The 15,370-nt window shown below is 65.8% G+C and carries 12 protein-coding genes; 6 read left to right on the forward strand and 6 right to left on the reverse strand.

What is annotated here, in order from left to right:
• Positions 1-41 precede the first annotated feature (41 nt).
• Positions 42-1,061 (forward strand): diacylglycerol acyltransferase/mycolyltransferase Ag85C, encoded by a 1,020-nt coding sequence (gene ag85C, locus H7K34_RS23440; RefSeq protein ID WP_108921960.1) that lies wholly within the window; start codon positions 42-44, stop codon positions 1,059-1,061.
• 56 nt (positions 1,062-1,117) lie between these two features.
• Here the strand turns inward: ag85C and H7K34_RS23445 are convergent, their stop codons facing one another.
• From H7K34_RS23445 to H7K34_RS23460, 4 genes are all read right to left on the reverse strand, one after another.
• Positions 1,118-1,825, reverse strand: coding sequence for a YoaK family protein (locus tag H7K34_RS23445; protein WP_276059915.1), 708 nt, complete (start codon positions 1,823-1,825; stop codon positions 1,118-1,120).
• Between the two features lie 72 nt (positions 1,826-1,897).
• Entirely contained in the window at positions 1,898-3,247 is a 1,350-nt protein-coding gene (locus tag H7K34_RS23450; RefSeq protein WP_264064375.1) for a maltokinase N-terminal cap-like domain-containing protein, read from the reverse strand.
• Entirely contained in the window at positions 3,244-5,028 is a 1,785-nt protein-coding gene (gene treS / locus H7K34_RS23455) for a maltose alpha-D-glucosyltransferase (RefSeq protein ID WP_264064376.1), read from the reverse strand. Before treS ends, H7K34_RS23450 begins: the two co-directional genes overlap by 4 nt.
• 108 nt (positions 5,029-5,136) lie before the next feature.
• A complete protein-coding gene (locus H7K34_RS23460) occupies positions 5,137-6,204 on the reverse strand; it encodes a S1C family serine protease (protein ID WP_264064377.1) in 1,068 nt (355 codons plus the stop codon).
• A gap of 148 nt (positions 6,205-6,352) precedes the next feature.
• Between H7K34_RS23460 and H7K34_RS23465 the strand changes: the two genes are divergently transcribed.
• The 3 genes from H7K34_RS23465 to H7K34_RS23475 all read left to right on the forward strand — a co-directional run bounded on the left by H7K34_RS23465 (position 6,353) and on the right by H7K34_RS23475 (position 9,595).
• Entirely contained in the window at positions 6,353-6,778 is a 426-nt protein-coding gene (locus tag H7K34_RS23465; protein ID WP_264064378.1) for a TIGR03668 family PPOX class F420-dependent oxidoreductase, read from the forward strand.
• Positions 6,779-6,910: 132 nt separating this feature from the next.
• Complete coding sequence (locus H7K34_RS23470) at positions 6,911-9,079, forward strand: elongation factor G-like protein EF-G2 (RefSeq protein ID WP_264064379.1); 2,169 nt, start codon at positions 6,911-6,913, stop codon at positions 9,077-9,079.
• A 42-nt stretch (positions 9,080-9,121) separates the two neighbouring features.
• Positions 9,122-9,595, forward strand: coding sequence for a DUF2231 domain-containing protein (locus H7K34_RS23475; RefSeq protein WP_264064380.1), 474 nt, complete (start codon positions 9,122-9,124; stop codon positions 9,593-9,595).
• Between the two features lie 53 nt (positions 9,596-9,648).
• Here the strand turns inward: H7K34_RS23475 and H7K34_RS23480 are convergent, their stop codons facing one another.
• The gene (locus H7K34_RS23480; protein ID WP_264064381.1) at positions 9,649-11,235 is read right to left on the reverse strand and encodes a FadD7 family fatty acid--CoA ligase; all 1,587 of its coding nucleotides are present in this window, start codon (positions 11,233-11,235) and stop codon (positions 9,649-9,651) included.
• Positions 11,236-11,478: 243 nt separating this feature from the next.
• On the opposite strand from H7K34_RS23480, the gene oxc reads away from it, so the two are divergent.
• A complete protein-coding gene (gene oxc / locus H7K34_RS23485) occupies positions 11,479-13,233 on the forward strand; it encodes an oxalyl-CoA decarboxylase (protein ID WP_264064382.1) in 1,755 nt (584 codons plus the stop codon).
• Here oxc and H7K34_RS23490 read toward each other — a convergent pair.
• On the reverse strand, positions 13,217-14,149 hold the full coding sequence (locus H7K34_RS23490; RefSeq protein WP_264064383.1) for a LysR family transcriptional regulator: 933 nt from the start codon (positions 14,147-14,149) through the stop codon (positions 13,217-13,219). The genes oxc and H7K34_RS23490 overlap by 17 nt on opposite strands.
• A gap of 378 nt (positions 14,150-14,527) precedes the next feature.
• Between H7K34_RS23490 and H7K34_RS23495 the strand changes: the two genes are divergently transcribed.
• Entirely contained in the window at positions 14,528-15,283 is a 756-nt protein-coding gene (locus H7K34_RS23495; RefSeq protein ID WP_264064384.1) for a L,D-transpeptidase, read from the forward strand.
• The last annotated feature ends 87 nt before the right edge of the window (positions 15,284-15,370 follow it).

Raw genomic sequence — 15,370 nt, forward strand, 5'->3', positions numbered from 1 at the left:
ACCGCGAATGCGGCAGATGAAAGTTGGGATGGGTAAGAGCTATGACATTCGTTGAGAAGTTGTGTGGCGCTGCGGCAACCATGCCGCGCCGACTGGCTATCGCGGTTGTAGGCGCTGCCCTGTTGTCCGGTCTGGTCGCTGTTGTCGGCGGCTCGGCGACTGCGGGGGCGTTCTCCAAGCCGGGTCTTCCAGTGGAAACCCTGCAGATTCCATCACCGTCGATGGGCCGCAATATCAAGGTGCAGTTCCAGGGCGGCGGACCGCACGCGGTCTACCTGCTGGACGGTCTGCGGGCACAGGATGACTACAACGGCTGGGACATCAACACCGCAGCCTTCGAGGAGTTCTACCAGTCCGGCATTTCGGTGATCATGCCCGTCGGTGGTCAGTCGAGCTTCTACAGCAACTGGTATCAGCCGTCGGCAAGCAACGGCCAGAACTACACCTACAAGTGGGAGACCTTCCTCACCCAGGAGATGCCCAACTGGCTGCAGGCCAACAAGCAGGTTTCACCGTTCGGCAACGCCGCGGTGGGACTGTCGATGTCGGGTGGCTCCGCGATGATCCTGGCCGCGTACTACCCGCAGCAGTTCCCCTACGCCGCGTCGCTGTCGGGCTTCCTCAACCCGTCCGACGGCTGGTGGCCGACGCTGATCGGCTTGGCGATGAGCGATGCGGGCGGCTACAGCGCTAGCAGCATGTGGGGTCAGTCCACCGACCCGGCGTGGAAGCGCAACGACCCGATGCTCCAGATCCCGCGGCTGGTCGCCAACAACACCCGGGTCTGGGTCTACTGCGGCAACGGCACACCGAGCGACCTCGGCGGCGACAACATGCCGGCGAAGTTCCTCGAAGGTCTCACGCTGCGTACCAACCAGCAGTTCCAGAACACCTATGCGGCCGCAGGCGGACGCAACGGCGTGTTCAACTTCCCGGCCAACGGAACGCACTCGTGGCCGTACTGGAACCAACAGCTGATGGCGATGAAGCCCGACATGCTGCAGGTGCTCAACTCGCCCACTGCTCCCGCCGCCCCGCCGGAAGCCCCTCCCGCCGGCTGATACACCAACAAAAGCATCGGCAGCAGTGCCCGGTTAGGGCCTGCTGCCGATGCTTTTTATTCCTTCGCGCGCTTTTTGCTCAGCTCGTCCTGGCGGTCCTGGTGGAAGTAGGTGTAGACGGTCGTCAGAGCGCACACGGCGGTGGCGACCACCAGCATCGCGGTGCCGTTGACGACCGAGCCGATGAAGCCGCCCAGCGTGGCGCCCAGCACGATGCTGGAGAACAGCAGCAGATAACCCAGCCAGTCGGCAGCCTGCCCACCGGCGATGTGGCGTTCGATGCCCTGGCCCATCTTGACCAGCGTGCCGGTGATATAGCTCAAGGGCACCGACACCTCGCCGTCCTTGACGAAGGAGGTGTTCAACGCGCCGATTCCGAAGGCCATCAGCGCGATCGGCGGGAAATCGACATCACTTTCGCTCCATCCCTCATCGATAACGTCGAGCGCGGTGGCGGCCATCAGACTGAAGGTGGTCAGCACGGTGGGTCCGTGCGGGTGCGCCACCCAGAAATGCCGCCGGCATAGCGACGCGATTACCACACCGGCAACGAAGGACAGGATCAGCAGCATCGCAGCTACGGAAGGCCACACCTCGCCGCGGAACAACCCGAGCGGGGCACGTTGGGCGTTGCCCGTCATGAAGGTTACGAAATACCCGGCGGAATGGAGAAAGGAGATCGCACCGAGCACACCCGCCAGCGCCCCCAACACCCAGGACAGCCGTGTTTCGCTGTTAAAAATTTTATTCGCCACGGCAACCATGCAAGCAGAGGCCGTCGACGCGCGCAGGATCGCATAGGAGACGCATATGTCGGGCCTGCCCGACGGGGATGATCAGCCGCCGGCCAGCCGGGCGATGGACCGCAGCGGGATCGGCAGCCAACTGGGCCGGTGCCGCGCCTCGTAGCCGGCCTCGTACACCGCCTTGTCCAGTTCGTAGACGGCCAGCAATTGCGCCGAATCCCGTGGATCGGTCTCCGACGCGGCCGCATAACCGTCGCAGAAGGCGGTGCGATTGCGTTCGACCCACTCCCGGGCGCGCGCGGCCAGCTGCTTGTCACCCTCGTGATCCACCAGCGGCCCGTAGGCCGCGTACTCGAACGACCGCAACACGCCGGCCACGTCCCGCAGTGCCGAGTCGGGGGCCCGTCGCTCCTCGAGCGGCTGGCCGGGTTCGCCCTCGAAGTCGATCAGCAACCAGCTTTCCGGAGTGCGTAGCACCTGTCCTAGGTGCAGGTCACCGTGTACTCGCTGGACGGTGATCGTCTCGCCGGCCAGCTTGCCGAAGCGCTCTTCGATCGTCGCCGCGTGCTCCTTCAGCTCGGGAACCAGCGCCGCGGTCGACGCCAGCCGGGCCAGCACGTTGTCGACCGGGAAGGTGGACTGTGCGGTGCCGAGGGATTCGGCGAGGGTGGCGTGCACCGACGCGACGGCCTCACCGAGCCGGTAGGACTCACCGGCGAAATCACCACCGACCTCGTGGGCGTACAGGTCACCCTCGGCGAACAGGTCTCGCACGCTGGCCGTGGCCATGGCCCAGCCTTCGGCGGCGTTGGCCTCGAACTCGGTAACCATGCCCAACGGCCACGCCGTGTCCTGTGCGCCGTCGGCTCCGGCGATCTCGTAGGTGCCGAACAGCCGGGCCACGTTGGGGTTGCCGGCGCGGCCGAGCACCCGATTCAGCTCGATGTCGGGGTTGATGCCGCTGGTAACCCGGCGAAAGACCTTGAAGATGGCGTCCCGATCGAAGATCACGCTGGTGTTGGACTGCTCTGCGTCGGCGACCCGCGGCCACGCCTCGAGCGGCAGCCTGACGTCGGGCTCCTTGCGGAACACCACTTCGGTGCCAACGGACCCGCGGGCCTCGGACGCATCGATCAGCGACAGCAGGAACCTCGGGCCATCCGTTCCATACAGCGCGTCGTAGCCGGTGTGGTCGCCGACCGCGCCAATGGTGGCCACGGTGTTGTATTCGGTGACCGGCTCGGCATCCCAGCCGACCAGCACCTGATAGCGCTCCGACGGCCCCCTCGAGTACCTGGCGTCGACGAGGACCAATTCGAGGTTGTCGCGCAGCGGAACGACCAGCGCGGGCTCGGCGCCGGTAAGTTCGCGATTGCGCCCGGCATACCAGCGTTGCTGTGGCAGCCATTCGGTCCACGGCAGCTTGGCTGACTGGTTCATGCCTTCTCCTCCGATGCGCACAGCTGGAACCAGTAGAACCCATGTCCCGGGAGTGTCAGCAAATAGGGCAGGTGTCCGATGCGGGGGAACTCCACCTGCCCGGTGAGCTCGATCGGCGTGTGGCCGCTCCAATGTTGCAGGTTCAGCTCGATCGGCTGGGGGAAGCGCGACAGGTTGTTGACGCACAGCACGATGTCGCCGCCGGCGGGTGATTCGCGCAGAAAGGCCAGCACCGATGGGTTTGTGCCGCCGAGTTCCTCGAACGATCCGATCGCGAAGGCGTCGTGGCGGCGGCGCACCGCCAGCATCATGCGGGTGAAGTTGAGCAGCGACGTCGACGTGTCCCGCTGGGCTTCGACATTGACGGCCTGATACCCGTAGACCGAATCCTGACTGGGTGGCAAATACAGCCGGCCGGGATTGGCCTTGGAAAAGCCGGCGTTGCGGTCCGGCGTCCACTGCATCGGGGTGCGCACCCCGTCCCGGTCTCCCAGCCAGATGACATCGCCCATCCCGATTTCGTCGCCGTAGTACAGCACCGGCGAGCCGGGTAGCGAGAGCAGTAGCCCGGTGAACAGCTCGATCTGATTGCGGTCGTTGTCCAGCAGCGGTGCCAGCCGGCGTCGGATGCCGACGTTGGCCTTCATCCGAGGGTCCTTGGCGTACTCGGAGTACATGTAGTCGCGCTCTTCGTCGCTGACCATCTCCAGCGTCAGCTCGTCGTGGTTGCGCAGGAAGATCCCCCATTGCGCCATGTCCGGGATCTCGGGCGTCTGCGCGAGAATCTCCGAGATCGGGAATCGCGATTCGCGTCGCACCGCCATGAAGATGCGCGGCATCAGCGGGAAGTGAAACGCCATGTGGCATTCGTCGCCGCCGGTGCTGGCGTCGCCGAAGTACTCCACGACATCGGCCGGCCACTGATTGGCCTCGGCCAGCAGCACCCGGCCCGGAAACTCGTCGTCGACGACCTTGCGGACCCGCCGCAGGAAGGCGTGCGTCTCGGGCAGGTTCTCGCAGTTGGTGCCCTCGCGCTCGAACAGGTATGGCACCGCGTCCAGCCGGAACCCGTCGATACCCAGGTCCAGCCAGAACCGCAGGACGTCGATCATGGCCTCCTGCACGGCCGGGTTGTCGTAGTTCAGGTCCGGCTGATGCGAGAAGAACCGGTGCCAGTAGAACTGCTTGCGAACCGGGTCGAAGGTCCAGTTCGACTCCTCGGTGTCGATGAAGATGATCCGGGCGTCGGTGTACTTCTCGCTGGTGTCGCTCCACACGTAGAAGTCGCCGTAGGGCCCATCGGGGTCGTGGCGCGACTCCTGGAACCAGGGATGCGACTCGGAGGTGTGGTTCATCACCAAATCAGTGATGACGCGAATTCCCCGCTCGTGGGCGGCATCGAGCAACGCGACGAAGTCCTCGACCGTGCCGAACTCGGGCAGCACCTTATAGAAGTCCCGGATGTCGTAGCCGCCGTCCCGCAGCGGCGAGTCGTAGAAAGGCGGAAGCCAGATGCAGTCAATTCCCAACCACTGCAGATAGTCCAGGCGCTGCAGCAGCCCGCGCAGGTCACCGGACCCGTCCGCGTTGCCGTCCAGGAAGGCCCGGACCAGCACCTCGTAGAAGACCGCGTGTTTGAACCAAGTCGGATCGGCCGGCAACGCAGCCGCGTTCTCGAAGTCCTCCGCATTGGGGTGCTCGACTACACCCCCTTCGACGTGACTGCCCTCCGCGGGATCGTGCTCTGACTCCTTTTGCGAGGCGTCGTTTGCGTCGTTCATCAATTCCACGATGCCACGTGTACCCGAGGCGAGCCGATCGGAATCACGCCGCTAATTTGCCGGCCCAGCAACCGAATTGGTCGCCGGCCAGGCAGTATGCATGTCGGATCAGGCCGGAGGCCCCTCGCCCAAGACCACATTCACGGTCTGATCGCCGGCCCCGGAACGCCAGTGCAGGGCGATGGTGTCGCCGGGGTGATGCGGGACGAGCACGTCCGTCATCGCGGTGGGACCGTTGATCGGCACATTGTCGACGCCGGTGATGACGTCACCGGCCGCGATACCCGTCCCCGCGGCGGGGCCCCCGGGCACCAGGCGTTGGACCATGGCCCCGTTGCCACCGTTCTCGGCGACGCCGAGACCGAGGAAGGCGGTGGGGCCGACGTGCACGGTCGGCGAACCGGCTCCGGAGCGGATCTGACCGGCGACGCCCATCGCGTTACCGATCGGAATGGCGAAGCCCTGGCCGCCGGACATCTTGTAGCTGTCGGTGGCGGCGGTGTCCACGCCGACCACCTGGCCGGCATTGTTGACCAACGGCCCACCCGAGTCGCCGGGCTTGATCGCGGTGTCGGCCTGGATCAAGCCGCCCAGCGTCTCGTTGGCACCCGTGAGGGTGTCGGTGGCCGACACAGTCTGGTTGAGTGCGACGACGCGGCCGGGCACCACGCTGGGCGCTCCACCCTGGCCGTGAGTGTTGCCGAGCGCGACGACCGGCTCCCCGACCGAGACGCCGCCACCGATCGCGGCCGCAGGCAGGCCACCGGCACCCCGAAGCTGCAGCACGGCGATATCCGCGGTGCGGGAGTAGCCGATCACGTCGACGGCGTAGGTCTGACCGTTGCCGACGTCGAACGCGCTGATGTCGGTCGCGGCCGAGATCACGTGGTTGTTGGTCAGCACCACGCCGCCCGGATCAATGACGATGCCGGTCCCGGCTCCCACCGCGCTGTTGTAGCCGAACTTCGTGGTGATGTTGACGACCTGCGGCCCGACCTGGGCGGCGATCGCCGCGGGGTCCAGCGGGAACATGGGCGCGTCGCGGAACTGCTCCCGCGCCAGGGTTGACGGCGACGCAGCCGCCGGGATCGTGGTCAGACCCAGGCCCAGTCCGACCACGGCCAGCACGCTGACCATCCATGACCGCCTGACCGAGCGGTGCTGCCATTTGCCCATCCCGTACCTCCCTGCATCGGGGTGCGAACCACAAGCTGCCCAGCCTCTACGTCTGGGCAGCACAATTTTGTGTACCTCACCGTAATGCAGGTAGCTAGTTCGGGCGTCACAAAGCGCTGGTGAGCGATTGCGCACCTAAGCTGGCGGGGTGGGTGAATTCGACCCCAAGGTCAGGTTCACACGGTCCGCGGTGGCGCGACTGGCGACCAGCTCGCCCGGCGGAAAACCGCACCTGGTGCCGGTGGTGTTCGCGTTCGACGAGGACTCCCCCGATGGCCACGAAGTGGTCTACACCGCCATCGACGCGAAACCGAAAAGCACGCAGCAGCTGCGCCGGCTGGCAAACATCGCCGGCAACGCACGGGTCAGCCTGCTCGTCGACCACTACGCCGACGATTGGGCGCAGCTCTGGTGGGTCCGCGTCGACGGTGACGCATCCATCCACTCCAACGGCGAGGCGATGCACACCGGCTACCGGCTGTTACGCGCCAAATACCCTCAGTATCAATCGGTTTCGCTCAACGGCCCGGTCATCGCGATAGCGGTGCGCCGCTGGTCGAGCTGGCACGCCTGACCAGGCGCGCCGCGGCGCGCAATTGTCGCTGGTCCGTGGCCTTGTGTTGGGCGGCAGTTGGGAGAAAGGTTGCCTAATACGTTCTGTGAGCTACGACACACCGTGGCCGACCGAGCGAAGTGGAGGAAGGTCATGGCGGACAAGGCGAACGCTTCGGCGGGCACGGGAGCCGCTCCCGCCGCGACCTGTCCTGGCGATGTTCGCAACATTGCCCTGGTGGGCCCCTCGGGAGGCGGCAAGACGACCTTGGTCGAGGCTCTGCTGGTCGCGGGCGGCGTGCTGACCCGACCGGGCTCGGTCACCGAGGGCAGCACCATCTGCGATTACGACGACGCCGAAATCCGCCAGCAGCGGTCGGTCGGCGTTGCGGTGGCCTCCCTGTCGCACGGCGGGATCAAAATCAACCTGGTTGATACACCCGGATACGCCGACTTCGTCGGCGAGCTGCGAGCCGGATTGCGCGCCGCGGACTGCGCGCTGTTCGTGATCGCCGCCAACGAGGGCGTCGACGAGCCGACCAAGTCGCTGTGGGGAGAATGCAGCCAGGTCGGCATGCCCCGTGCCGTGGTGATCACCAAACTCGACCACGCCCGCGCGAACTATATGGAAGCGTTGCAGGCCGCGCAAAAAGCGTTCGGCGACAAAGTTTTACCGCTCTACCTGCCGACCGGATCACCATCCTGCGAAGGCCTGATCGGCTTGCTGTCGCAGAAGCGCTACCGGTATTCCGGTGGCACGCGCACCATCGAACCGCCGGACCCGTCGGATGCCGACCGGATCGAGGACGCGCGCGGCACGCTGATCGAAGGAATCATCGAGGAATCCGAGGACGAGTCCCTGATGGACCGCTATCTCGACGGCGAGTCGATCGACGAGGCCGTGCTCATCGACGACCTGGAGCGCGCCGTCGCCCGGGGGTCGTTCTTCCCGGTGATTCCCGTATGCAGCGGTACCGGTGTCGGCACCCTGGAACTGTTCGAGATCGCCACCCGCGGTTTCCCGTCTCCGATGGAACATCCGCTACCGGAAGTGTTTACGCCGCACGGCGCCAAGCACGCCAAACTCGCCTGTGACGCCGAAGCGCCGTTGTTGGCAGAGGTGGTGAAGACGACATCAGACCCCTACGTCGGCAGGGTGAGCCTGGTCCGGGTGTTCTCCGGGACCATCAGGCCCGACACGACGGTGCATGTGTCGGGCCATTTTTCGTCTTTCTTCGGCAGTTCCGAAGGCAATCAAGGCAATAGCAACAGTCATCCCGACCACGACGAAGACGAACGCATCGGCGTGCTGTCCTTCCCGCTCGGCAAGCAGCAACGGCCCGCACCCGCGGTGGTGGCCGGCGACATCTGCGCGATCGGCAAGCTGAGCCGCGCCGAGACCGGCGACACACTCTCCGATAAGGCCGAGCCCCTGGTGCTGAAGCCATGGGCGATGCCGGAGCCGCTGCTGCCGATTGCCATTGCGGCGCATGCCAAAACCGACGAGGACAAGCTGTCGGTCGGGCTGGGCCGGCTAGCCGCCGAGGACCCGACACTGCGGATCGAGCAGAACCAGGAAACACACCAGATCGTGCTGTGGTGCATGGGTGAGGCCCACGCCGGCGTTGTCCTCGAGGCGTTGGCCAATCGGTACGGGGTCACCGTGGATGCGGTGGAACTGCGCGTCCCGCTCCGGGAAACCTTCGGCGGCAAGGCGAAAGGCCACGGCCGCCACGTCAAGCAGTCCGGCGGGCACGGCCAGTACGCGGTGTGTGACATCGAGGTGGAGCCGTTGCCGGAAGGCGCCGGATTCGAGTTCGTCGACAAAGTGGTCGGCGGAGCGGTACCGCGACAATTCATCCCGAGTGTGGAGAAGGGTGTCCGCGCGCAGATGGACAAGGGTGTGCACGCCGGCTACCCGGTGGTCGACATCAGGGTCATCCTGCGCGACGGCAAGGCCCACAGCGTGGATTCGTCGGACTTCGCGTTCCAGATGGCGGGGTCGCTGGCGTTGCGGGAGGCCGCCGCCGCGACCAAGGTGACCTTGCTCGAGCCGATCGACGAGATCTCGGTGCTGGTGCCCGACGATTTCGTGGGCGCCGTGATGGGCGACTTGTCGGGTCGTCGCGGCCGGGTGCTCGGCACCGAGACGGCGGGCCAGGACCGAACGGTGGTGCGAGCCGAGGTGCCCCAGGTCGAGCTGACCCGGTATGCGATCGACTTGCGTTCACTGGCGCATGGAGCCGCGTCGTTCACCCGCTCGTTCGCCCGCTACGAAGCCATGCCGGAGTCCGCCGCGACCCGGCTGAAGGCTACTGTTTGAAAGCACCTGATAAACAGCCAGATTGGGATTCCGGATTCGAATATGTCGACCTTCAATGGGCTGCCTGCCCATATCTTGCTCAACCATTTCGTCGTTGTCCTAGGTCCATTGACCGCGATTCTGGCGATCCTGTGTGTGATATGGCCCGCGGCGCGGCGCCGGCTGATCTGGCTGGTTCTGCTGCTGGCGGTGGGCACACTCGTGTTGACCCCGTTGACGACCAGCTCGGGCGTCTGGCTGTCGGCTCGCGTCAGTGCGCCGTCGCCGGTGCTCACCAATCATGAGCAACTCGGCTCAACCCTGATCTACATCGTGGCGGCGCTGGCGGCGACGGTCACGGTGCTGGCCGTCCTGCACGTTCGCGAGGCGCGCGGGGTGGATATGAAACTCACCCTGCACGCCGTGGTCGGGGTTCTGGTGGTTATCGCGGCCGTGGCGACGCTGGTGCAGACCTACCGAGTCGGCGATTCGGGCGCCCGCGCCGCCTGGGGAAGCGTGACGTCGTCCACAACGTGAGACTGTCTCGATAGCCCTTGAGGCACAGCCCTTCTCGCGCCGCTCTCCGGAGGTCAGACTCCGCCGAACTGCTTTGCCACGGCGCGACGATCCAGTGAACCCTTAGCGGTGTGCGGCAGTTCACTGGCCGCCAGGATGGTTGCGGGCACCTCGTAGGGAGCCAGCCGCTCACGGCAGAACTCCGTCAGCTCCTCGGGGCTCGGCGGAGTCGATTCGCGCGCGACGACCACCGCGGCCACCGTCTCGCCGTACATCTTGTCCGGCAGCCCGAGCACCGCGACCTCCAAAACGCCGGGATGGCTAGCCAGCACCTCCTCCACGCGTTCCGGTGAAATCTTCTCGCCGCCACGGTTGATGAGTTCCTTGATCCGGCCGCGGATGCACAGATCGCCCGCCGTCGACAGTGACCCCAGGTCGCCGGTGCGCAGCCAGCCGTCGGTGAAGTTGGCGGCGGTGATCGCCGGGTCGCCGAGGTAGCCGCGCACCACGGTCGGCCCATGCAGCCAGACCTCGCCGACAGAGTCGGCCGCAACGGGCTGTCCGTTGGAGTCGGCGATCCGAATTTGCGGACTGGTCGACCGCCCAACGAGACCCGTTGTTTCAGCTGGGTTTTCGCTTTGGTCGATCCCCGTGGTGGCGACCTGATGGGTGCCCTCAGTCATTCCGAAAGCACAGACGACCGTCGCGCCGAAGGTGTCTTGCAGTGCCTGGGCTGTTTCCGTGGTGAGCGGAGCGCTGCAGCTGCGGATGAAGCGCAAGTGTGTCCGCCCGGTGTCAGGATGCTCAGTATTGGTGCGCTCCAACAGGATCTGGTGAATCGTCGGAACCGCGGTGTACCAGGTGGCCCTGACGGCATCGATGTCGTCCCAGAAGGTGTGCGCCGAGAACTTCCCGCGGGCGGGCAACAGCACCGTCCCTCCGGATGCCAGCGTCGACAGCAGCGCGGCGATCAGGCCGTGGCCGTGATAAAGCGGCATTACCGCCACCGTCGCGTCGTCGGGTCCCAGCTGATAGGCGGCGACGATCGCCCGCACCGAACTGGCGATGTTCGCGCGCGTCCAGGGGACCATCTTCGGCATCGCCGTTGTCCCGCCGGTGAACATGATCATCGCGTCGTCGTCGTGCAGCCCGTCGGGTGTCGCGACGTCTCGATTCGGCGCGGCGGCGGCGGCCAGATCGACCGACGACGGCGCCCCGGCACGGCCGACGGTCACCGTGAACGTCCACCGCACCAATCCCGGTTCCTGCTCGTCACCGGGTCCCGCGCCGTCGACAAGCACCACACCGGCGCCCGCGACCTCGCTGCGGGCACGCTGGTCGCCGACGGGTAACGCCGGGTCCAACGGAACCGCTATCAGTCCCGCGCGCGAGGCCGCCAACAAACCGACGACGAACTCGGCATTGCTGCCGGACCGCAGTGCGAGCCGGTCTCCCGGCCGCAAGCCGGCGTCCTGCAGCTGCCCGGCCAGGTCGTCGACCAGCCCGATCAGCTCGCCGTAGCTGACCGGTATGCGATCGGCAGTGGCGACGAGCGCCGCCGCCTCCGGCCGGGCCAGTGCCGCCGCGACGACCAAATCGGCGATGCTCGGGGATTCGTGGGTCAACTCCGCCTCCGGAACGTAGGTGATCAAGTCGGTCATCGCAGTAGTCCTTCGTCTTGTCGATATGTAGCAGCACCTGATTGCACGATGCAGAGAAACCGCCGCGTTCGTCCAATACTGTTCCGCTCAGGATCGATAATCGGTAGCTATCAAGTGCGTCCCATCCGTGATTCAGTCGTCGATAACCGGCGTGAATCGCTGCATAGCGGCTGGGTCTTGGACACCGGCGGGACACCCGGACCACAGTGATGGACAACACGCACGGACACGAGGAGTCGGGACATGACCACACGTTCGGCATCACCTGACGGAGCACCGGAGGGGTCGCAGGACACTCCCCTGACCGACGGCTTCCACCTCGTCGTCGATGCCCTGCGGGTCAACGACATCGATACCCTCTACGGGATCGTCGGCATCCCGATCACCGATCTGGCGCGGGTCGCGCAGGCCTGCGGCATGCGTTATATCGGCTTCCGACAGGAGACGTCGGCCGGCAATGCAGCCGCGGCCGCCGGGTTTCTCACCGGCCGCCCCGGCGTGTGCCTGACGAAATCGGGGCCGGGATTTCTCAACGGCCTGCCCGCGCTGGCCAACGCCACCACGAACTGCTTCCCCATGATCCAGATCTCCGGGTCGAGTAATCGAGCGCTGGTCGACTTGCAGCGCGGCGACTATCAGGACCTGGATCAGCTCAACGCCGCCAGGCCGTTCGTGAAGGCCGCCTACCGCGTCGACCGCGTTGAGGACATCGGGCTCGCCGTGGCGCGCGCGATTCGCACCGCGGTGTCCGGCCGGCCGGGCGGGGTCTACCTCGACATCCCCGGCGCGGTGCTGGGCCAGGCCATGGATGCCACGGCCGGATCCGAGAGCGTCTGGCGGGTCATCGACCCCGCACCCCGCCAGCTGCCGGCACCCGAAGCGGTCGATCGCGCACTGCGCGTGCTCGCACAGGCACGCCGGCCGTTGATCGTTTTGGGTAAGGGCGCCGCGTACGCCCAAGCCGACGCCGTGATTCGGGATTTCGTCGAGACCACCGGAATTCCGTTCCTGCCCATGTCGATGGCCAAGGGGTTGCTGCCCGATTCGCATCGGCAGTCCGCGGCGGCCGCGCGCTCACTGGCCATCGCCCGCGCCGACGCGGTCTTGCTGATCGGTGCGCGGCTGAATTGGTTGCTCGGACACGGAGAATCACCGCAGTGGTCCGAGGACGCCAAGTTCGTACAAGTTGACATTGCGGCGTCGGAGTTCGACAGCAACCAGCGAATCGAGGCGCCGCTGGCCGGCGACATCGGATCGGTGATGTTTGCGCTGCGTGACGGCCTGACCACGCACCCGGTCAATGTGGCGACGGAATGGACGGACGAGCTGTCCGATCGCCGAGCCCGCAATGACGCCAAGATGCGCGAGCGCCTCGCCGAGAATCCACATCCGATGCGCTTTTACAACGCTCTGGGTGCCATTCGCTCGGTGCTGCAGGCGAATCCGGATGTCTACGTGGTCAACGAGGGGGCCAACACGCTGGACCTGGCCCGCAACGTGATCGACATGGAGCTGCCGCGGCATCGACTCGACTCCGGGACCTGGGGCGTGATGGGTATCGGCATGGGCTACGCGATCGCGGCGGCCGTCGAGACCGGCAGGCCCGTCGTCGCGATCGAGGGCGACAGCGCATTCGGGTTCAGTGGCATGGAGATCGAAACCATCTGCCGCTACCAGCTGCCGGTGACGGTCGTCATCCTCAACAACGGCGGCGTCTACCGCGGTGACGAGAAGCCCACCGGTCACGCCCCGGCCCCTACCGTGCTGAACGCCGGTGCACGTCACGAAATGATCGCAGAAGCTTTCGGCGGCAACGGATACCACGTCACCACTGCGGTGGAGCTGCAGGCGGCCCTGACCCATGCGCTCGCGTCGCGCGGGCCGTCACTCATCGACTGCGAACTCGACCCGGCGGCTGGGGTGGAGAGCGGGCACCTGGCCAGTCTCAACCCGACCAGCGCGGCCAATCGGGAGCCCGCGGTCAGCGCCGATGCGTGACGCCGAGTAGCTCGGCGTTGAAGAATTCGTCGAGTGAAAGCTCTTGCGCACAAGCGACGAGCGCACGGGCGACCGGTGATCCGGGCCCGGTGGCGTTGGTGGCCGGCGCGATCCCGGCTTTCACCACCGGATCGACCATTTCGACCGCACGGATCTCTGCGCCCAGCGGAGTCGTCCACAGCCAGGTGTGCGGAATGATGCAGGCCCAGTTTCCGGATGAGACCTGCGCGAGTAGTGAAGCCACAGAGTCGGTTTCGACCTGCGGGGTGACCGTGATGCCGTGGCCGCCGAAGGCTTCGTCGATGATTTGGCGGTCCCGCATGTCGGCGGTGAGCAACGCCAGCGGCAACTGGGCGGCATCCGGCCATCGCAGCGTCGATGCGCCCGACGGCAACATGTCGGCCGCCGACAGCAGGACGAAGCGCTCCGCGTAGAGCGGCACCAGGTCCACATCGTGGGCGTCGTCCTGAGACACGTGCACGATCGCGGCGTCGAGCTCGAATTCGCGTAGCCGCCGGTACAGTTCCGTGGCGGCCAGTCGGGAATGAATCTGCACTTTGGCCAACGGATGAGCCGAACAGAAGGACGACAGCACCAGGGAGGCTGTCGTCGACGCGGTGGGCACGGTGCCCAGCCGAAGCGTTCCGGTGATCCCCGACAGCACGGCGTGTACCTCGGCCTTGAACGCGTCGTGCTCGGCCAGAATCCGCTTGGCCCACACGACCAGTCGATCCCCTTCGGGGGTGAGGCCCTCGAAGCTGTGGCCGCGGTTGATCAGCGTGACGTTCAGCTCACGTTCCAGCTTGGCGATCGCGGCGGACAGCGCGGGTTGCGACACGTAGCACTTCTCGGCAGCCCGGGCGAAGTGGCCCTCCTGGGCGACCGCAACGAAGTACTCCAGTTGGCGGAAGAGCACCCGCACCTCCCTCGGTCTGGCGGCACCGATTCCGCTGAGGTTAACGCGTTGCTAGCCCTCCAGCCAGTGTATTGCTGCCGCATTCAGGTAGCCGCCGTTCAAGCGCGGTGTCGCAGACGACACCCAAAGAGCGATTTATGTTCCGGCTCAACGACTTTGGGCGACATTTCGCGGCGATCCGTGAAGCGCAACTGCCCGGCAGAGCCGTCATACCCACTCCCTGTGCGAGAACCGCCCGTGCCGGGATCGAACTCAACCGGTGATCGCACCGTTATCGTAGGGACGGGGCGGGAGTGTCATTGTTTGCTAAAAGCCGTAATAAGCAGACAGCCAGTAGAATATCGTGTGTTGATTGCACCATCTCGGAGGGTGGACGCCATGCATCGTGGGGTTCGTTATCTATTTGTATTGGTCGCGATCACGGGTTTGGGCGTGGTCGGATCCGGTTCCCGCGCGCTCGCCACGGTCCCGGTACCCGAGCCTGCCCCCGCAATTGTCGCGATTTTGCCGGCCGACGGCGCGGTGGTGGGAGTTGCGCACCCGGTCGTGGTGAGATTCAGCGCGCCGGTGGCCGACCGTGCCTCCGTCGAGCGGTCCATCCACGTCACCTCGCCGAGCAACACCACCGGGCATTTCGAGTGGCCCGAGAACAATGTCGTGCAATGGGTTCCGAACCAGTATTGGCCCACTCACAGCCACGTTTCGGTGGGCGTGCAAGAGATGACCACGGGCTTCGACACCGGCGACGCATTCCTGGGTGTCGCCAGCATCTCCGGCCACACCTTCACCGTCAGCAGGGACGGGGAGATACTGCGCACGATGCCGGCTTCGATGGGTAAGCCCAGCCGCCCCACGCCGATCGGAAACTTCACCGCGCTGGAGAAGCAACGCAGCGTCGTGATGGACTCGCGGACGATCGGTATCCCGCTGAGTTCACCCGAGGGATACAAGATCACCGCGCAGTACGCGGTCCGGGTCACCTGGAGCGGTGTGTACGTGCATTCGGCACCGTGGTCGGTCGACTCGCAGGGCCATGCCAACGTCAGCCACGGGTGCGTCAACCTGAGCCCGGACAACGCGGCGTGGTACTTCAACAACGTCAACGTCGGCGATCCCATCCAGGTCGTGGCGTAGCAGTCCCGGTTAGGCCGGCACCAGCAGATTTGTGACGCGGCACAATGCCGCGCTGGCTAGCGCACCCCCCGATCACTGTGACCATGG

Origin of the sequence: Mycobacterium montefiorense (genome assembly GCF_025823255.1) — a bacterium.
GTDB classification, from domain to species: Bacteria; Actinomycetota; Actinomycetes; order Mycobacteriales; family Mycobacteriaceae; genus Mycobacterium; species Mycobacterium montefiorense.